This is a genomic window from Brachybacterium sp. AOP29-B2-41 (assembly GCF_052378395.1).
In the GTDB taxonomy this organism is placed as follows: domain Bacteria; phylum Actinomycetota; class Actinomycetes; order Actinomycetales; family Dermabacteraceae; genus Brachybacterium.
Window position 1 is genome coordinate 48,776 of record NZ_JBQSXR010000014.1, and the last position, 18,674, is coordinate 67,449.

Annotated in this window: 14 protein-coding genes; 5 read left to right on the top strand and 9 right to left on the bottom strand. The window is 69.9% G+C overall.

What is annotated here, in order from left to right:
* Nucleotides 1-21: 21 nt before the first annotated feature.
* Entirely contained in the window at nucleotides 22-552 is a 531-nt protein-coding gene (locus ACT3T9_RS13665; protein WP_441445311.1) for a transcriptional regulator, read from the bottom strand.
* Between the two features lie 202 nt (nucleotides 553-754).
* Between ACT3T9_RS13665 and recR the strand changes: the two genes are divergently transcribed.
* Both recR and ACT3T9_RS13675 read left to right on the top strand, forming a co-directional pair.
* Nucleotides 755-1,348: a recombination mediator RecR gene (gene recR, locus ACT3T9_RS13670; protein WP_441445310.1), complete on the top strand. Its 594-nt coding sequence runs from the start codon at nucleotides 755-757 to the stop codon at nucleotides 1,346-1,348.
* Nucleotides 1,349-1,366: 18 nt separating this feature from the next.
* On the top strand, nucleotides 1,367-3,082 hold the full coding sequence (locus ACT3T9_RS13675) for a hypothetical protein (protein WP_444502458.1): 1,716 nt from the start codon (nucleotides 1,367-1,369) through the stop codon (nucleotides 3,080-3,082).
* Nucleotides 3,083-3,098: 16 nt separating this feature from the next.
* Here ACT3T9_RS13675 and ACT3T9_RS13680 read toward each other — a convergent pair whose 3' ends face one another.
* The 5 genes from ACT3T9_RS13680 to ACT3T9_RS13700 all read right to left on the bottom strand — a co-directional run bounded on the left by ACT3T9_RS13680 (nucleotide 3,099) and on the right by ACT3T9_RS13700 (nucleotide 9,098).
* On the bottom strand, nucleotides 3,099-4,331 hold the full coding sequence (locus ACT3T9_RS13680; protein ID WP_444606779.1) for an ABC transporter permease: 1,233 nt from the start codon (nucleotides 4,329-4,331) through the stop codon (nucleotides 3,099-3,101).
* Nucleotides 4,331-5,608, bottom strand: coding sequence for an ABC transporter ATP-binding protein (locus ACT3T9_RS13685; RefSeq protein ID WP_441445307.1), 1,278 nt, complete (start codon nucleotides 5,606-5,608; stop codon nucleotides 4,331-4,333). The genes ACT3T9_RS13680 and ACT3T9_RS13685 overlap by 1 nt, the downstream gene beginning before the upstream one ends.
* A 215-nt stretch (nucleotides 5,609-5,823) precedes the next feature.
* On the bottom strand, nucleotides 5,824-7,194 hold the full coding sequence (locus tag ACT3T9_RS13690; RefSeq protein ID WP_444606780.1) for an extracellular solute-binding protein: 1,371 nt from the start codon (nucleotides 7,192-7,194) through the stop codon (nucleotides 5,824-5,826).
* A gap of 98 nt (nucleotides 7,195-7,292) precedes the next feature.
* A complete protein-coding gene (locus tag ACT3T9_RS13695) occupies nucleotides 7,293-8,219 on the bottom strand; it encodes a carbohydrate ABC transporter permease (RefSeq protein ID WP_444606781.1) in 927 nt (308 codons plus the stop codon).
* Between the two features lie 15 nt (nucleotides 8,220-8,234).
* Nucleotides 8,235-9,098 carry a carbohydrate ABC transporter permease gene (locus ACT3T9_RS13700; protein ID WP_444502462.1) on the bottom strand — a complete coding sequence of 288 codons (864 nt, stop codon included), beginning with the start codon at nucleotides 9,096-9,098 and terminating at the stop codon, nucleotides 8,235-8,237.
* 215 nt (nucleotides 9,099-9,313) lie between these two features.
* Between ACT3T9_RS13700 and ACT3T9_RS13705 the strand changes: the two genes are divergently transcribed.
* The gene (locus ACT3T9_RS13705) at nucleotides 9,314-11,659 is read left to right on the top strand and encodes an NAD(+) synthase (RefSeq protein WP_444502463.1); all 2,346 of its coding nucleotides are present in this window, start codon (nucleotides 9,314-9,316) and stop codon (nucleotides 11,657-11,659) included.
* Between the two features lie 285 nt (nucleotides 11,660-11,944).
* Here ACT3T9_RS13705 and ACT3T9_RS13710 read toward each other — a convergent pair whose 3' ends face one another.
* From ACT3T9_RS13710 to ACT3T9_RS13720, 3 genes are read right to left on the bottom strand one after another with little or no spacing between them, the layout of a single operon-like run.
* Entirely contained in the window at nucleotides 11,945-12,850 is a 906-nt protein-coding gene (locus ACT3T9_RS13710) for a carbohydrate ABC transporter permease (protein ID WP_444601109.1), read from the bottom strand.
* Nucleotides 12,847-13,827 (bottom strand): carbohydrate ABC transporter permease, encoded by a 981-nt coding sequence (locus ACT3T9_RS13715; RefSeq protein ID WP_441445301.1) that lies wholly within the window; start codon nucleotides 13,825-13,827, stop codon nucleotides 12,847-12,849. Before ACT3T9_RS13715 ends, ACT3T9_RS13710 begins: the two co-directional genes overlap by 4 nt.
* A gap of 3 nt (nucleotides 13,828-13,830) precedes the next feature.
* The gene (locus ACT3T9_RS13720; RefSeq protein WP_345075480.1) at nucleotides 13,831-15,156 is read right to left on the bottom strand and encodes an ABC transporter substrate-binding protein; all 1,326 of its coding nucleotides are present in this window, start codon (nucleotides 15,154-15,156) and stop codon (nucleotides 13,831-13,833) included.
* Between the two features lie 409 nt (nucleotides 15,157-15,565).
* On the opposite strand from ACT3T9_RS13720, the gene ACT3T9_RS13725 reads away from it, so the two are divergent.
* Both ACT3T9_RS13725 and ACT3T9_RS13730 read left to right on the top strand, forming a co-directional pair.
* The gene (locus tag ACT3T9_RS13725) at nucleotides 15,566-16,612 is read left to right on the top strand and encodes a sugar-binding transcriptional regulator (protein WP_345075479.1); all 1,047 of its coding nucleotides are present in this window, start codon (nucleotides 15,566-15,568) and stop codon (nucleotides 16,610-16,612) included.
* Nucleotides 16,613-16,861: 249 nt separating this feature from the next.
* Nucleotides 16,862-18,517 (top strand): mannitol dehydrogenase family protein, encoded by a 1,656-nt coding sequence (locus ACT3T9_RS13730; RefSeq protein WP_441445299.1) that lies wholly within the window; start codon nucleotides 16,862-16,864, stop codon nucleotides 18,515-18,517.
* The last annotated feature ends 157 nt before the right edge of the window (nucleotides 18,518-18,674 follow it).

Genomic DNA, 18,674 nt, shown 5'->3' on the forward strand with positions numbered 1-18,674 from the left:
GAGGCTCAGAGGTTGCGCGGCTCAGACGTCGCGCGGCTCGAGCAGGCTGAACAGGTCGGTGCGCAGGCGAGCCGGATTCATCCCCTGGGAGGGCGGCGTCACGTAGAACTCCCAGAAGGGGTAGATCATCTGCTCCTCGGACTCGCCGATGTGCTCCGTGAACTCTCCCCACTTCTCGGCCAGCCCGGCGTAACCGCCGAAATGGGAGACCCAGCCCACGCGGCCCGCCGGCAGCACCGAACCGGTCACCTCATAGCCGCTGGGCAGGGACAGCGCCTCGGTGAGGGGCGCGTCGATCGGGAAACCGACCTCGAGATCACTGGTCGCGACCGGGGCGCGATGGTGCAGGGCGAAGGCGGGGCCGATCGGGTGCAGCCCCGCGGCCTCCAGCACCTCGATCAGATGCGAGAAGGTGCCGTCCATCAGGGTGGGCATCTCGTACATCGGGAAGTCCCGCTTCGACACCACGGCGGTGGGGATCTCCGGGGCCTGCGCCACCTGGCATTCGGAGGCAGGCTCCGCGGAGTCGTAGGGGTACGGCATCGAGGACATCGATCCTGGTCCTGTTCAGAGTCGACAAAGGGCCGTGCAAGCACGCGACGACCCGGTGATGACCGTACCGCCCCAGCGTGGGTGTCGCCACTCCGGGTGATCGGCGGCCCATGACCGCCCTCCGGGCAGGTGCGACACCCGTGGTGGCAGGTGGGTCACCCTGTGGAGCCGCACGTCGGCCCCGGGAACTACAGTTGGGCACGTGTACGAAGGCATTGTTCAGGACCTCATCGACGAGCTCGGCAGGCTGCCGGGCATCGGCCCCAAGTCGGCACAGCGGATCGCATTCCATCTGCTGGACGCCGACGATGCTGCTGTGCGCCGACTCGCGGAGGTGCTGATCAAGGTCAAGGACACCGTGCGCTTCTGCGAGGTGTGCGGCAACGTCTCCGCCGAGGACGAGTGCCGCATCTGCTCGGACCCTCGCCGCAGCGAGGAGATCATCTGCGTGGTCGAGGAGTCCAAGGACATCATCGCGATCGAGAAGATCCGCGAGTTCAAGGGCCGCTACCACGTGCTCGGCGGCGCGATCGATCCGATCGGAGGCGTGGGTCCGAACGACCTGCGGATCACCCAGCTGATGAGCCGGCTCGGTTCGGGGGAGACCAAGGAGGTCATCCTCGCGCTGGACCCGAACATCGAGGGCGAGGCCACCTCCGCCTACCTCTCCCGCCTGCTGAGCCCCCTCGACCTCACGGTCACCCGCCTCGCCTCCGGACTGCCCGTGGGCGGCGACCTCGACTACGCCGACGAGATGACGCTGGGTCGCGCCTTCCTGGGCCGCCGCGCCGTCTGAGGCCTCCCAGGAGACCCCATGACCTCGCCCTACACCCGCTCGCTGCCGCCGCTGAAGGACCTGCCGGCGCCCCGACGGCTGCCGGACGAGGCCACCCACCTCACCCCGCCCGGCGAGATCATCGCCGAGTCGAAGGGCGCGATCCGGACGCGCCTGCTGCGGATCTTCTGGGCCCCCGCCCTGGTGATCCTGGGCCTGTGGTACCTGCTGCTGGTGCTGTACGTCCTCGGCGCCTCGCCGACGTTCTGGTTCCTCTCGCTGCTGTCCGCACTCGCGGAACCTGCCTTCCTCCGGGCGACACTGATCGATCTGGGGTTCACCAGCACCGGGCTGGGCTCCGCCTTCCTGCTGGTCCCCGCAGCGGCGACGCTGCTCAGCCTGGCCCTGGTGCCCCTGGCCCCCAGCGTGATCGCCGGCCTCCAGCCGCGCCGCTTCCTCAGCGAACGGCAGTTCCAGCGCGCCGTCGCCACGCGGGTCACGACGGTGCTGATGCTCCCGCCGCTGCTGGTGGTGATCGCCCTGCCGGTCGCCGTGCTGCTGGGCGTGCCGCAGCCGTGGACCGGCCTCGGCGCGGGCCCGCTGTCCTCCCTCTGCCTGGCGATCCTCACGCTGCAGCTCGCCTGGGTGCTGGTGCGCCGCACCGTCACCGCGCCGAAGCTGCTGGGCGTCACCGATGCTGAGGCGCTGCGGACCACGGCTCGTATCGGCCGGGATCCGCAGGAGCGGCGCGAGGCCGCCAAGCAGGTCCTGGTCCAGGATCGCCGGCACCTGCCGCCGAGCCCCGGGAGCGAAGCAGCCAGTGCCGCCTTCACCCCTCGTGGCGCAGTGATCACGCTGGCGCTGCTGTCCTGGGCCAGCCTGACCTGGGTGATCCCGGCCGCCGCCGGGCTCGGCTGGGTGATCTTCGGGATCACGGACATGGTCACCGTGATCGTCGGCTTCACCACGATGGATCTCGTCGACGCAGGCTCGTCGCTTCCCATCGTGCAGCTGCTGCTCGCCCTGCCGGTGGCGGCCGTGATGCTGCTCGGGCTCGCACTCGCCCCCGGGACCGCCATGATGCTGTCCACGGGACAGCGCGACCAGGTCACCGATCAGCGCACCTACGAGGACTGGAGCCACCGCGCCCGGGTGAACCCGTGGGAAGCGCGAGTGGTGGGCCTGACCGGCTGGATCAGTGCTGGCTGGGGCTTGCTGGGCGCGATCATGTTCGCCGTGCTCCTGCAGGTGATCCAGGTCGCGACCGCATTGAGCTGGGTGTGGATCGTGACGGGAGCGCTGGTGCTGGTGCCCCTGCTCGGGCTCGCCGCCGCCTCGGCGATGCGCCGCGGGCTGAGGGATCTGCTCTATGGGCCGGCCGGGGACTATGTGCGCCGGGAGAGCCCGTACGCCCTGGTCGCCCCGGACATCGGCACCCGCGCGGATCGTGCCAAGGATCCTGCGGTGCGGGCCGCGATGCGCAAGCGGCTCCAGGCCGCCGGTGGTGACCACACGCTGGAGATCTTCGATCTGGACGCCGCCGGGGAGCGGCTCTGGGTCGATGACTCCGTGCCCGGCGCGAAGGACACCGCAGTGCGTGCAGCGGACCTCTCCCGTGGGGCCCTGCCGGACTTCGGTGGCGAAGGCTCAGCCTTCACCGGCGGTGGCCAGGCCAGCGGCGGCCGGGCCAGCGGTGACTACACCCCGCCGGGTCACGGCATCCCCGACTCCGTCACGGGGCTTCGGGAGCTGTAGAACGTAGGGGCCGGCCTCAGGCGATCCGTGTCCCGCTGCCCAGTTGCCGGATCGGCACCGCGAGCCTCCAGGTCGCTACTGCGAGCGCGGCACCGCCTGCGAGCATCCACAGCGTCAGGCCCATCGGCCAGATCGGCCGGTTCGGCATGGCGGCGAGGTCCTCGGGATAGCCCTCTTCCCCTGGCTCGCAGTAGTTGTTGTGGGAAGGATGGGTGATCGTGGCGGCGACGCGCATCCCGCTCTTGATCAGCCGCAGAACATCCGTGTTCTCCTCCCCGTCCCTCCAGTAGTCCGTCGGCAGCGGGGGCGCCGCTTCGGCTAGCAGCACCACCGGGTTCCCCCACAGCATCGGCATCGTCAGATCCACGCGCGGGACATCGCTGGTGCCCTGCTCCGCCACGCAGCGCCCCATACGCGCGCCGTCGGCGTGATCGTAGGTGGAGTAGTACTCGGTGACCTCGCGCTCCTGCTGCAGGAAGATCGCCGAGGAACCCCAGGCGATCGGCAGCACCACGGACACACCGAACACGATCACGTAGGCCAGCACCACCGAGCCCAGCTGCCGGTTCGTCACCGCAGACAGTCCCAGCCCCACGGCGGTCACGCACAGCGTCAGCAGCGCGATGACCAGCACGATCCGCAGGAAGTAGAACACCCCGATCCCGCCCAGCACCGCGATCGGCACCAGCGAGGGCAGGGCGAGCACCAGGAACGCAAGGCCCGTGAGGAAGCCGGCCAGCAGCTTGCCCAGCACGATCTCCAAGGGACTGAGCAGGCTCGCCTGGAGCGTGGCGAGGGTCCCGGCGGTGCGGTCACCGTTGATCGATCCGGCGGAGAGCGCCGGCACCACCAGCAGCATCGCGAACAGCACCAGGATGACCTGCAGGCTGAAGATCACCGCAGCGACCGGCTCGAGGGAATCCCACTGCGCGGTGTACAGCGTGGGAGCGAGCCCCAGCCCGCCGATGCCCAGCAGCACCACGGTCCACACCGCGAGCGCGACATACCAGCGCCCCGAACGGATCCGTTGCCGCAGCTCGAGCGAGGTGACCAGCCACAGCCCTCGCGGGCGCAGCGAGAGGATGCCGTTGAGGGGACGGCGGGGACCAGTCGGTGCCGGACCGCCGGATGAAGCCCCGCCGGAGGGTGGACCTCCGGATGCCGGACTGCCGGAGCCTGGACCGCTGGAGCCCGGGCCGCCGGACGCTGCGGGCATGGGCGCTTCGGGCACAGAGGTGGACGCGCTCATCACAGGGCTCCTTCACGGTGGGCGGCATCGGAGGCGAGGTAGGCGGCCTCGAGTCGACCGGTCGCGGGACCGAATGCGATGACCTGGGCCTTCGCGGCGGTGAGGTCGGCGAGCAGGCGGGCGGCGGTGGCCTCGTCGGGCAGCTGCACGATCACCTCTGCATGACCGCTGGTGGTGCGATCGGGGCCGAGCACCCCGCGGTGGCGCACCCCGAGCCGTCCCAATGCCGAGGCCAGGGCCTGCAGATCCAACGAGCTGATCCTCCAGGGGCGCGGCCGAGCCGCCAGATCGCGCACGCTCGAGGCGTCCACCACCCGGCCGGAGTCCATGAACACCACATGATCAGCCATCTCCTCGAGCTCAGTGAGGATGTGGCTGGAGACCAGCACGGTGGTCCCCGCAGACGCCAGCGAGCGGACCACCCGCAGCAGGCGTCGGCGCGACGCCGGGTCGAGCCCGGAGGCGGGCTCGTCGAGGATCAGCACCGAGGGGCCATGGATGAGCGCACGGGCCAGACCCAGGCGCTGCTTCTGCCCACGGGAGAGCACGTGCGCGGGCTGTTGGGCGAGAGAGGCGAGATCCAGCAGCTGCAGCAGCTCATCGACCCGCTGCCGCAGCTCGGGCCCGGGCAGGAAGTAGGCACGGCCCATCACCTCGAGCACCTCCGCCACCCGCAGCGAGTCCCACGCCCCGAACTGGTCCGGCATCCATCCCACGCTCGCCCGCACCGCCGGGGAATCGGCCGACGGGTCGACGCCGTCGATCAGCACCCGGCCGGAGTGCGGGGCCAGCAGCGAGGCGAGCATCAGCATCAGCGTCGACTTGCCGCAGCCATTGGGGCCCACCAGCGCGGTCACCGCGCCGCGCGGCGCGGTGAAGCTCAGATCATGCACCGCCTGCACGCTGCCGAAAGCACGGCTCACATGTTCGGCGACGATCCCGGGGGTTGCGCCGGCGGCGAGGTCGGTGCGGTGCGCGGGCGCCGGGGCCAGCGCGCCGTAGCTCGTGGCGCGTCCGGGATACGACTGCAGGCCGGGCGCTGCCGCGCCGTTCTGCGTGGGACTCTCGTGCGTGGGACTCTCGTGCGTCGGACCGCTGCGCACCGGGGCGCTCTGCGCGGGCCCGCTGAGGGGCGGTTCGTTCTGCGCGGGACTGCTGTGGGCAGGGCCGTCGGACTGGATCGGCCAGTGGTCGTAGGCGCCGGACGTGTGCGGCGGCGCCTGTTCCCCCTGCGATCCCCGGCCCGTGCCCCCGGCCGCGGGTGTGCTGTGCGTCATGTGCACAGACTGGCATGCCGGAACCCGTCGCGGGCAGGACTTCGCGGGCACATTACGGGGACGAATCGTGGGGGAGTGGTGGAGGATGCCCAGGGACTGAGCAACGAGAACGGGCGCTGGAGAGCAGGCTGCGGAGATACTTCCGCAGGGTGCGCTCCAGCGCCCGTCGTCCTCCGATGCTCAGCAGGTCAGGTGATCCCGCTGAGCCAGCGGGCTCACTCCGCCATGGCGGCGTTGCCCTCCTCCTGTGCCTGCGGGATGCCCTCCTCGGCGGTGAGGCGGCCGATGAAGACCTCCTGGAAGACCGGGATCGCGGCGGTGAGGCCAGCATTCGCGCGGGCGCCGGTGTCGGCCTCAGCGGCGTTCTTCGCGGCGTCCACGAAGATGCTGACGTCCACGCCCTTCTCCTCCCAGAACGCGATGAAGGCGTCCTGCGCGTCGACATGGCCGGGGAAGGAGACGCCCTTCTCGGCGAGCGGCAGCTGGCCGTCCTTGCTGCCCAGCCAGGTCAGCAGCTCGGTGATGCCGGTCTGCTGCTCCTCGTCGGCCTTCGCGTTGCCCACCGCGACCACACCGTGCACCAGGGACTTCGCGCCCGCGGGGCCGGCCACCGGCGCGGCGAGCGCCCACTCGAAGGAGTCGGCCACGCCATCGGAGATCGCCAGCAGGTTGTAGGGGCCGGACTGGAACAGGCCGAGCTTGCCCTGGGTGAACAGGTCGCGGGTGAAGTCACCGTTCTCGTTGGTGTCTGCGGCGCTGGGGGCCACGTTCTCCACGTTGATGAGGTCGGCCATGTACTGGAACGCCTCGATGCCCTCGGGAGAGGCGAAGGTGTACTGGTCGTCCTTCTGCCACTCGGCGCCGTTCGAGGCGAGCATCGGGCCGATGATCGCCTGGCGGTCCGCCTGCGAGTTGAAGCCGAACTGCTCACGGGAATCGGCGTCGAAGCCGTCCTCGCCCGGGTGCTTGCCGGCACCGTCCAGGGTCAGCGCCTTTCCGGCATCGCGCAGCGAGTCGGTCTCCGCGGCGGGGTCGAAGGCGAGGGCCGACGGGTCCACGCCCGCCTCCTCGACCAGGGCCTTGTTGTAGAACAGGGCGATCGAGTCCCAGATCTGCGGCACGCCCCACAGCCCGCCGTCGCGGGTGTAGAGGTCCACCACGGACTGCTCCCACTGGGCCGCGCCGTCGGGGATCACCTCGTTGATGTCCAGCAGTGCCTCGGAGTCCTTGAACTGGATGTAGTTCGCGGAGTTCATCCAGTACACATCCGCCGCGTCACCGCTGGCCACATCCAGCGGCAGGCGGGTCCAGTAGTCGGCCCACGGCACCACGTCGATCTTCACGTTCCAGCCGCTCTCGGCGGTGAACGCGGTGAAGGACTCCTCGTACGCGGCCACGGCATTCTCATCCCACAGCCGGAAGGTCAGCGTGCCCTTGTCCCCGCCGGTGCTGCCACCCGCGTCGCTGGCGCCGCTGCCCGGGGTGCCGCCCGAGCCGCCGTCATCGCTGGACGGGGAGCACGCCGCCGCGGTGGTGAGCAGGCCGGCGGCGGCGAAGGAGGAGAGGAGAGTACGACGGTTCAACATGTGATGTCCTTCCGAGAACACTAGTGCTCCTATTATCAACCATTCGTGCTGGTGATGGGGTGATGTATGTCTTCGGGTGACGCCGATGCGTGTCCGCGTCAGCGCAGCGTCGCCTCGCCCACCGAGCGGGTGATCTGCTTCTGGAAGACCACCATAAGGATCACCAACGGCAGCATCGCCAGCGTCGTACCCGCCATGACCAGGGTCCAGTTGTTGTTGTACTGCGATTGCAGCGCGGAGGTCGCCACCGTGATCACCCGCCACTCGGGGCCAGAGGTGATCACCATCGGCCACATGAAGTTGTTCCAGTGGGTGACCACCGTGATCAGCACCAGGGTCACGATGATCGGCCGGTTCAGCGGCACCACCAGATGCCACAGCAGGCGCAGGGTGCCCGCGCCGTCGATCCGCATCGCATCCATCAGCTCGCTGGGCACACCGCGGAAGTTCTCCCGCAGCAGGAAGATCGCGTAGGGGGAGCCGAGCACGAAGGGGAGGATCAGGGCCCAGAAGGTGTTGCGCAGCCCCACCTCGCTCATCATCAGGTACAGCGGCACCACCACGACCACCTGCGGCACCATCAGCGTCGCGATGTACACCCAGAACAGCAGGTCACGGCCGGGGAAGCGGAGCTGAGCGAAGGCATAGGCGGCGAGCACCGAGAACACCATCTGGCCCACCAGGATCACGGCGACCATCTGCACCGTGACCACGACCGGGGTGACGAAGCCGTCTGGTGAGGTGAACAGGCCGATGAAGTTCTCCAGCACGGGGGGCACGGGGATCGACAGCGGTCCCTGCTGGGCGAACTGCCGGGTGGAGGTGAATGCGGTGAGCACGGAGAAAAGGAACGGTCCCAGGGTCAGCACGGCGGCGACGGCGAGCACCAGATAGGTGATGCCGTGGCCGAGCAGGCGCCGTGCGAGCAGCGTGCCGGTGAGGCGGCGTCGGCTCGTCGGGCGCGCGGGGGTGGCCTCGGGAGCATCGGTGTTGGCGTGCGGTGTGGCGGTGCGCGGTGTGGTCATCTCGTCGGTGTCCTCTCAGCTCATGTCGTAGGTGATGCGGCGGGAGAACCAGCGCTGCTGGGCCACCGTGATCACCACCAGGAGGAGGAACAGGATCACCGCGACCGCGCTCGCGCGGCCCAGGCGGCTGGAGACGAAGGCTTCCTGGTAGATCAGGGAGGCGATCACCTCGGTGCGGTGCTGGGGGCCGCCGCCGGTGAGGGCGAAGACCATGTCGAACACCTGGAAGCTCGCCACCACCTGGGTGACGGCGAGGAAGAACGTGGTGGGGCGCAGCAGTGGGACCGTCATGAACCACAGCTGCTGGGCCGGGCCGGCGCCGTCGATGCGGGCGGCCTCGTAGATCGAGCCGGGGATACGGGTGAGCCCGGCTTGGAAGAACAGCGAGATGTAGCCGACGTTCTGCCAGATCGCGACGAAGGCGACCGCGGGCAGGGCGAGCGACGGATCGGTCAGCCATTCGATCCGCACGCCCAGGATCTGGTTCAGTGCACCGACCGACGGCTGGAAGATCCACTTCCAGACCACGCCGAGCGCGAGCGGCGCACACACCCAGGGGATCACCACGATCACCCGCACGATCGCCGAGCCCGGCAGGGCGCGCACCAGCTGCGTGGCGAGGATCAGACCCAGCGCGAGCGAGACCGGCACCGAGATCAGCGTGAAGATGCCGGTGACCAGCAGGGAGTTGGTCAAGGCGCCGTCCGAGAGCAGCGCCTGGTAGTTCTCTATCCCGATGAAGCGGCGAGTGCCCAGCAGGTCCCAGCGGAACAGGGAGACGACGAAGGCGATCAGCACCGGCAGGATCAGGAAGGCCGCCACCCCGATCAGGCTGGGGGCGATCAGCAGCCAGCCCAGCAAGGGCCTGCGCGAGTTCATGCGGCCCCTCTCGTGCGCGGTGTCGTGCTCGGTCTCATCGGATCAACGTATAGCAGGTCAGCGTTGCACCCGTGCGTCGTGCCCAGCGATGGTCGGGGCCAGCCGAAGGGGCTGGCCGACGGGGCTGGCCGACGGGGCCACAGGGCCGCAGGGCGCAGCCGACCGAACGGACGCAGAGCGGCGCGGTGCCGCTGTGCTCCATTACGCTCGGCACCATGAGCTCAGCGTCGCAGCCAACAGCCCCGCAGCCCTCCGGTCAGCACCGGACGCAGCCGCCGGGCCAGAACGAACCGCCGAGCCCCGCACCGGCGCATCATCATGACGTCCCGGCCTCCGCCCCGGTGCCGGGCGGGCATGTGCCGGCCGCGCCCGACCGGGACCACCAGCTGGAGCGCGCGCTGCCCACCGTCACCCATGACGACCCGTCGGACCCTCACGCCTCGATCTACGACCACGGCTTCCTGCGCGCCGCCGCCGTCACCGTCCCGGTCGCGCTCGCCGACCCCGCCACCAACGCCGAGCGCCACCTCGAGGTGCTGCGCGACCTCGACCGGCAGCAGGTGGGGCTCGCGGTGTTCCCCGAGCTGTCCCTGACCGGGTACTCGCTGGACGACCTGGTGCTGCAGGAGCCGCTGCTGGACGCCGCCGAGCAGGCGATCCTCGCCGTGGTCGAGGCCAGCCGTGAGCTGATGCCGCTCATCGTGCTCGGCGCCCCGCTGCGGGTCCCCGCCCGCAACCGCGTGGTGAACGCCGCGATCACCATCCATCGCGGGGAGATCGTGGGCATCCACGCCAAGCAGCACCTGCCCACCTACCGCGAGTTCTACGAGCGGCGCTGGTACGCCTCGGGGGACGACGTCTGCTGGGAGAATGTGCGCATCGGCCGGACGGAGCATCAGCTCACCCCGCACCAGCTGATCGAGGTGCCCGACGTGCCGGGCCTGAGCCTGTTCGTGGAGATCTGCGAGGACATGTGGGTGCCGATCCCGCCGTCGGCCGAGGCCGCGCTCGCCGGCGCCACCGTGATCGCGAACCTGTCCGGCTCGCCGATCACCATCGGCCGGGCCGACGAGCGCAAGCTGATGGCCCGCTCCGCGTCCGCCCGCTCCCAGGCCGCGTACATCTACGCCGCTGCCGGGGAGGGGGAGTCCACCACCGACCTCGCCTGGGATGGACAGACCTTCATCTACGAATGCGGTGACCTGCTGGGCGAGACCGAGCGCTTCCCGCAGGGCCCCCGCGCCACCATCGCGGACATCGATCTCTCCCGGGTCGTGGCCGAGCGGCGCCGCATGAACACCTTCGACGACAATCGGCGCATCCACGCCGAACGCCTGAAGGAGTACGCCGGCAGCCGCGCACGGCTCCTGTTCGGAGTGGAAGCGGCCGACGAGATCTCCTTCGACGCCTGGGACCCTGACGGGGACTCCCAGCCCGTCGGCCGCCCCGCGACCGGGCCGCTGCGCCGCAAGCTGGACCGCTTCCCCTTCGTGCCCGACGACCCGGCCCGCCTGGCCCAGGACTGCTATGAGGCGTTCTCGATCCAGGTCGCGGGTCTGGTGCGTCGGCTGAGCGCGATCGGCGGGGACAAGCCCGGCGGCACGAAGCCGGTGCTCGGCGTCTCAGGCGGTCTGGACTCCACGCATGCGCTGCTGGTGTGCGCACGAGCCATGGACCTGCTGGGTCGCGACCGCTCCGAGATCCTCACCTACACGATGCCCGGATTCGCGACCACCGAGCACACCCGCTCCAACGCCGAGCTGCTCTCGCGCGCGGTCGGTGCGAGCTTCGAGACCATCGACATCCGTCCCTCCGCCACCCAGATGCTGAAGGACATGGGCCATCCCTACGGCAGCGGCGAGGAGGTCTACGACGTGACCTTCGAGAACGTCCAGGCCGGGATGCGCACCGACTACCTGTTCCGCCTGGCGAACCACCACGGCGGGATCGTGGTGGGCACCGGGGACCTCTCCGAGCTCGCGCTCGGCTGGTGCACGTACGGCGTGGGCGACCACATGTCCCACTACGGCGTGAACGCCGGCGTGCCCAAGACCCTGATCCAGCACCTGATCCGCTGGGTGGTCGCCGAGGAGATCTTCGGCGACGACGCCTCGGAGGTGCTGCAGGCGGTGCTGGACACCGAGATCAGTCCCGAGCTGATCCCGGCGCGTGAGGGCGAGAAGGCGCAGTCCACCGAGAGCTCGATCGGTCCCTACGCGCTGCACGACTTCTTCCTCTATCACCTGCTGCGTCGCGGCTACGGTCCGGCGAAGACCGCCTACCTCGCCCATCAGGCCTGGGGTGACGTCGACGCCGGAGAGTGGCCCGCCGGCTACTCCGACGCCGACAAACGCCCCTATTCCCGCGAGGAGATCAAGCACTGGCTGACGGTGTTCGTCCGCCGCTTCTTCGCCAATCAGTTCAAGCGCTCCGCCCTGCCCAACGCCCCGAAGGTGCTGGCCGGCGGGTCGCTCTCCCCGCGCGGTGACTGGCGCATGCCGGCCGACGCGACGGCGAAGGCCTGGATGGCCGAGATCGAGCGCGACGTGCCGGGGGAGTAGACCTCGGCGGCGCCCAGCTCAGCGAGCGGGATCGCCTCCCGCGCCCTTCCGCCGCCCCGCGCCTCGCCCCGCGGCTCCGCGGTTCCTTCGCCCAGCCGCCCCGCGCCCCGCCCCGCCGCCGCGCGGTTCCTTCGCCCAGCCAGCGGGGCAAAGTGGGCGAATAGATGCGGCCATTCCCCCTACTTTGCCCCGCTGGCGCCTACTTTGCCCCTCTGGCGCGTGGCGGGTGCCTGACACAGGACCGATGCCCCCTGATGTGGCCCGCCCCGCCGAGCGCGCCCCGGCCTACTTCACCGCACCCATCGACAGGCCGCGCACCAGCTGCTTCTGCGCGATCCAGCCGGCCAGCACCACCGGCAGGGACGCCAGCACCGAGGCGGCGGAGAGCCGGGCCAGGAACTGTCCCTCCGAGGTCATGGTCGACATCAGGAAGATCGGCACCGTCGCGGCATTCGCAGCGGTGAGGTTCAGGGCGAAGAAGAACTCGTTCCACGCGAAGATCACGCAGATCAGCGCGGTGGCAGCCACGCCCGGCGCGACCATCGGCAGCAGCACAGTGCGCATGGTGCGCATCAGCGAGGCCCCATCGATCGATGCCGCCTCGAGCACCTCGCCGGGCACTTCGAGGAAGAACGAGCGCATCATCCACACCGCGATCGGCAGGTTCATCGCCGTGTACAGCACGATCAGCGTGAGGATGTTGTCGAGCATCCGCAGCTGCCCGGCGATCACATAGATCGGCATGATCACGGCGACCACCGGCAGCATCTTCGTGGAGATGAAGAAGAACAGGAAGTCCTGGGTGCGCTTCACGGGGCGGATGCTCACCGCATAGGCGGCCGGCACGGCGAGCACCAGCACCAGCAGCGTCGAGCAGACGGTCGCGATCGCCGAGTTCAGCAGGTACGAGCCGGCGCCGGAGGTGCCGATGATCGAGGCGTACTGATCCAGCGTCGGGGTGAAGAAGAAGGTGGGCGGGCTCGAGGCCGCCTGGCTCTCCTGCTTGAAGCTGGTCAGCACCATCCACGCCACGGGGGCGAAGAAGATCAGACCGGCGGCCCAGGCCAGCACGGACAGCAGATGCCTGCTGACCTGGCCCTTCGGCCGCCGAGGACGGATCGGTGCAGCCGACCGGGTAGGACGGGCAGCGGGGTGCCGAGGGGCGTCGGCGGTGGCGGTCGCGGTGCTCATGACTGCTCCTTGGAGTTGATGCTCGTGAAGATCAGGCGCAGCGCGAAGGTGGCGATCACGATCGTGGCGATCACGGTGACCACGCCCATCGCAGCGGACTGCCCGATGTCGAAGCCGAGGAACGCGCGCTGGTAGATGTAGAACGGCAGGTTGGCACTGGCGGTGCCGGGCCCGCCCGCCGTCATCAGATAGATCTGGTCGAAGGTGTTGACGACATAGATCGCGCCCAGCAGCACCGACAGTTCGAGGTAGAACCGCAGGTGGGGAAGGGTGATGTGTATGAAGGTCTGCCAGGCGCTGGCGCCATCCATCGAGGCGGCCTCGAGGACGTCACCGGTCTGAGACTGCAGGCCCGCCAGGAGCAGCAGCATCATGAACGGTGTCCACTGCCACACCAGCGCGATGATGATCGAGACCATCGGGAACTGGCTGGTCCAGTCCACCGGGGAGATCCCTACGGTCCCGATCAGCCAGTTGACCAGGCCGTACGTCGGATCGAACATCGAGATCGACCAGAGCATCGCGCCGGCCACCGGCATGATGAGGAAGGGCGTGATCAGCAGGGTGCGGATGAAGCCGCGGCCGAAGAACTTCCGGTCCAGCAGCAGCGCGAGCCCCAGCCCCAGCAGCAGCGAGACGACCACGCAGCCCAGCGTGAACAGGATGGAGTTCAGCGCCGCGGTGCGGAAGGTGGAGTCGACGAAGATGTCGAGGTAGTTGCGCAGCCCCACGAACTTCTCGCCCTCGGGGCGCAGCAGGTTGCGGGAGCGCAGGGAGTACCAGATCGTCAGCAGGAACGGGATCTGGGTGCAGACGACCACGAACAGGAACGCGGGCATCAGCGGCAGTCGGCGCCGCCAGGCCTCGGCTTTGGAGTAGTCGCCGCCCTGGGCGGGGCGGGCGCGGGGTCCGTCGGTCGACGGGGTGCGCGGCGCGTCGGGCCCGCGGCCGACGGGAGCATCGGTGGTGGTCGACATGGCTCAGCCTTCCCATCCGTAGGTGCGGGCGACCGATTCGGCGAAGCCCTGGGACTGCTTCAGCGCCTCGTCGACGCTCTTCTGGCCCGCGATCGCGGCGGAGAACTGCTGGCCGACGCGGGTGCCGAGGTCCTGGAACTCGGGGATGCCCACGAACTGCAGGCCCGGGTAGGGGACCTCCTCGGTCATGGACTGCTCCTGGGTGGCGGCCGCCATCGAGTTCAGGGTGGGCTCGGCGTAGGTCTTCGAGAGCTCCGCGTACTCGGGGATCTCATAGGTGGACAGCCGGGAGCCGGGCGGCAGCGCCTCCCAGCCGATCTCCTCGCCCACCAGCTGGAAGTAGTCGGGATGGGTCATCCAGGCGATGAACTCCCAGGCCGCATCCTTCTTCTCGCTGGTCTCCGGGATGGCCAGCGCCCAGGAGTACAGCCAGCTGGTGGAGTCGGTGAGCTCGGTGGGTCCCAGGGCGTAGCCGGTCTTGCCGACGACGGTCGAGGACCGAGGGTCCTCGATGCCGGAGACCATCGAGGTGGCGTCGAACCACATGGCGGCGTTGCCCTGGCTGACCAGGTTCAGGCAGTCGCCGAACCCGGAGGTCGCGGCACCGGGCTGGCCGAAGGTGCGCACCGTGTCGACGTAGGTGCTCACCGCCTCGCGCACTTCGGCGGACTCGAGGGCGGGGGCCCAGTCCATGTCGAACCAGCGGCCGCCGAAGGTGTTGATGACGGTGTTCATCGGGGCGAGGTTCTCGCCCCAGCCGGCCAACCCGCGCAGCGCGAGGCCCGTCATGCCGGCGTCGGGGTCGTGGAGGACCTCGGCGAACTCCTGCAGCTCGTCCCAGCTGGGACGCTCGGGCATCTCGAGCCCTGCCGCGTCGAAGAGGTCCTGGCGGTACACGAGGAACGCGCTCTCGCCATAGAAGGGCACCGAGTGCATGGCGCCGTCCACGGTCAGGGCGTCCTTGATCGTGGGGATGAAGTCCTCGGGCTGGTAGCCGTCGGTCTTCGCGATATAGGGCTCGAGGTCGGTGAGCCAGCCGTTGGCGGCCCACAGCGGAGTCTCATAGTTGGAGATCATCACGACGTCGAACTCGCCGCCGCCGGAGGCGACCGACGCGGTGATCTTCGCGCGCGCCTCGTTCTCCGGCAGGGACACGAAGCGCACGTCGATGTCGGGGTGCTGCTCGGTGAAGCGGTCGATGAGGCTGATCGCGTCCTGCATCTGCGGATTCGAGACGATCGCGACGACGAGCGATTCCTTGCCGCCGGAGCCTGCGCCGCAGGCGGCGAGGCCTGCCGCACCGAGCCCGGCGAGGCCTGCTCCGAGCACGCTGCGACGGTTGGGCTGGAGCGTGCGGAAGGGCTGCGGTGCGCTGGAAGTCTGCGGCGAGCGGGGACGCTGGCGGGTGCGGGGATCCCGCGGAGGTGGCGGCGATCCTGGAGGAAGGCTCAGCCCCGAGCGGGGGTGAGGGGAGGGGGAGAGGGGTCCCATGACTGGTCTCCTGTGAGCGGTTCGGGCCGGGGGTCGGCGGTGTCCGACATGGTCGACCGACAGCGATGTCGGTCTCGCGCTGGGTGACGCGCTGAGAGCGTCGCGCAGAGAGCACACGACAGCTCTGCCGCGACCCTCACTTGATAGTTGTAGACGCTCAACTGAGAGTGAGCGTAGTCATATACTCTCAACTGAGCAAGGGGCGGGCACAGATGTTCGTCGCGCGATGAGTGCGGAAGGAGTCGCCATGGGGTCCAGGGAGCCCTCCGGAACGGATGCTGGAGCGGGGGTTGCGGGTGGTGACGCTGCGGGCAGACGCCATCCATCCGACGGCGGCGCAGCCCGCGGTCGTGCGGCCGACGGCAGTGCGGTCGACGACCGCTCCCTCAAGGTCGCGCTGGCGACCGAGCACTATCTTGACGGCGTCTCCAAGGTGGAGCTCGCCCGCCGCCACGACCTCTCCCGATTCCAGGTCGCGCGCCTGCTCGACGAGGCCCGCGCGGAGGGCATCGTGCGCATTGAGGTCGTCGATCCGGTGGCCGCCGGGCGCGATCACGCCCCGCTCGCCGCGCAGCTCGGCATCTCCTCGGTCACCGTCGCCTCCGCTCGCCCGGGGGAGTCGATGCGCGCCGCGATCGCACGACAGGTCGCCGGCCTGCTGCCGCTGCACCTGCAGGAGGGCGGTCGCCTCGGCGTCGCCTGGTCCCGCACCCTGCTCCACCTCCCCGATTCCCTCGGGGTGCTGCCCCTGGCGGACATCGTCCAGCTGGTCGGGCCGCTCAGCGCCCCCGGCTACTCCACCGCACAGTCCTCCGCGCTGGTCCACTCCCTCGGCCGGCACACCGGCGGGCAGGTCTGGGCGCTGCCCACCCCGTTGATCGTCGACTCCCCGCAGGTCGCAGCCTCGCTGCGGTCGATGGAGGAGGTCCGTTCGGCCCTCGATGCGGCCGACGCGCTCGACGTCGCGATGGTGTCGATCGGGGCCTGGTCCGCCGGAGCCTCGACCCTGTGGGCACGGCTGCGGCCCGACGAGCAGCAGCGCGCACAGGACGCCGGGGTGGTCGCCGAGATCTGCGGAATCCTGCTGAACGGCAGCGGCGCGGTCTGGCACTCCACCATGGAGGATCGGGTGATCGGGGTCCGCGCCGACCAGCTGCGCCGGGCTCGCGTGATCGCGGCCGCACCGGCGGTCGGGCGACCCGAAGCCGTGATCGCCGCCGCACGCTCCGGGTTGGTCGACGACATCGTGCTCGCCCCGGAGCTCGCCGACCAGGTCGCCGCACTGCTCGACTGAGGGTGCGGGGTCGGGCATGGGTGTGGCTGCGGCTGCGGCCGCGACTGTGACGGCGGGTGCGGGTGCGGGTGCGGGCGCGGGTGCGGGTATGGACGCGGGTGGCGAGCGCGGGACCGGGGTCGCGACTGTGTGGCGAGAACCTGCCCCGGGACGGCGCACTCCCGGATCAGGTGAGCGATAGGTCTGCTCATTTGACGCCGGGGTGTGTATCGTCGGACTCCCACCGCACTCGCCGACGAAGGATGAGCCATGACCGCGCTGAACGCCTCCACCCTGTCCGAGATCGGCACTCGCGGCGAGGTCGCGGTGCCGAGCTATGCCCCTGACGAGCGACGCATCGGCATCGTCCACTTCGGCGTCGGCGGCTTCCATCGCGCGCACCAGGCCATGTACCTGGACCGGCTGATGAACGCCGGCCGGGACCGCGACTGGGCGCTCTGCGGCGTGGGCCTGCTGCCGGGCGACGCCCGGATGCGCGATGCGCTCACCGCCCAGGACGGGCTGTACACGCTGGTCACCAAGGCGCCCGACGGAGCCCGCGACCCTCGCATCGTCGGCTCCATCGCGAAGTACCTCTTCGCGCCCGACGATCCCGAGGCCGTGCTCGCCCAGATGACCGACCCGGCGGTGCGGATCGTCTCGCTGACCGTCACCGAGGGCGGCTACAACTACAACCCCTCCACCGGTCAGTTCCAGTACGAGACCGAGGCCGTCGCCGCGGACCTCTCCACCGGTTTCGCCGCCGTGGGCGCCGCCGCGGCGGGCCCGGACGGTGCGAACGGTCCGGACGGTGCGGACGTTGTGAACGGTCCGGACGGTGCGGACGTTGTGAACGGTGCGGACGGTGCGGATGGTGCCGGGGCGGATCCCGCGCACCCCGCCGGGCACCCTCGCACCATGTTCGGCTTCGTCGTCGAAGCGCTGCGCCGCCGCCGCGAGGCCGGCACCGCACCGTTCACCGTCATGTCCTGCGACAACGTGCGCGGCAACGGTGACCTCGCCAAGCGCATGATCCTCGCCTACGCACGCAGGCGCGACGAGAACGGCCTGCACGGCGACGCCCCGATCGCCGACTGGCTCGAGTCCGAGGTCGCCTTCCCCAACTGCATGGTCGACCGCATCACCCCGGTCACCGCGCCCGAGGACATCGAGATGATCGCCAGCGACTACGGCATCGAGGACGCCTGGCCCGTGGTCAGCGAGGACTTCGTGCAGTGGGTGCTCGAGGATCACTTCCCCGCCGGCCGCCCCGCCTACGAGGAGGTCGGCGTGCAGATGGTCGAGGACGTCGAACCGTACGAGCTGATGAAGCTGCGCCTGCTGAACTGCTCCCACCAGGCCATCGCCTACTTCGGCCTGCTGCTCGGGCAGACCTACGCCGACGAAGCCGCCGTCGACGAACACCTCGCGCCCTTCACCCGCACTCTCTACATGGATCACGAGGGCACGCCCGCCGTTCCCGAGGTGCCCGGCATCGACCTGGACGCCTACAAGGACGAGCTGATGGCCCGCTTCGCGAACCGCGAGGTCAAGGACACCCTGGCCCGCCTGGCCGCCGAGTCCTCCGACCGCATCCCCACCTGGCTGGTCCCCGTGATCCGGGAGAACCTCGAGGCTGGCCGGGACGTCACCGCCTCCGCCGCGATCGTCGCCTCCTGGGCGCGTTACGCCGAGGGCATGGGGGAGAACGGTGAGGAGTGGCCGGTGGTGGACCGCCTCCACGACCGCCTGATGGCTGCCGCAGCCCGGCACGATGAGGACCCGCTCGCCTTCCTCCGCGACGAGGAGCTGTTCGGCGACCTCGTCCAGCAGCAGGCATTCACGACGCCCTACCTCCACGCCCTCGAGACCCTCCACACCACCGGCGCCCGCGCCCTCCTTGCGGAGCTCGTCACCAGGACCTGAGGCACCCCCTCCCGTGCACCTTTCCCGCCGCGTGAGCGGGGCAAAGTGGGGCGATAGCTACCCTTATTCACCCCACTTTGCCCCGCTCACGTGGCAGTTCCCTCCGGGGAGGGCGATCCGCGCCACCGTCCTGATCACGTCGCTGGGCGACTCATCT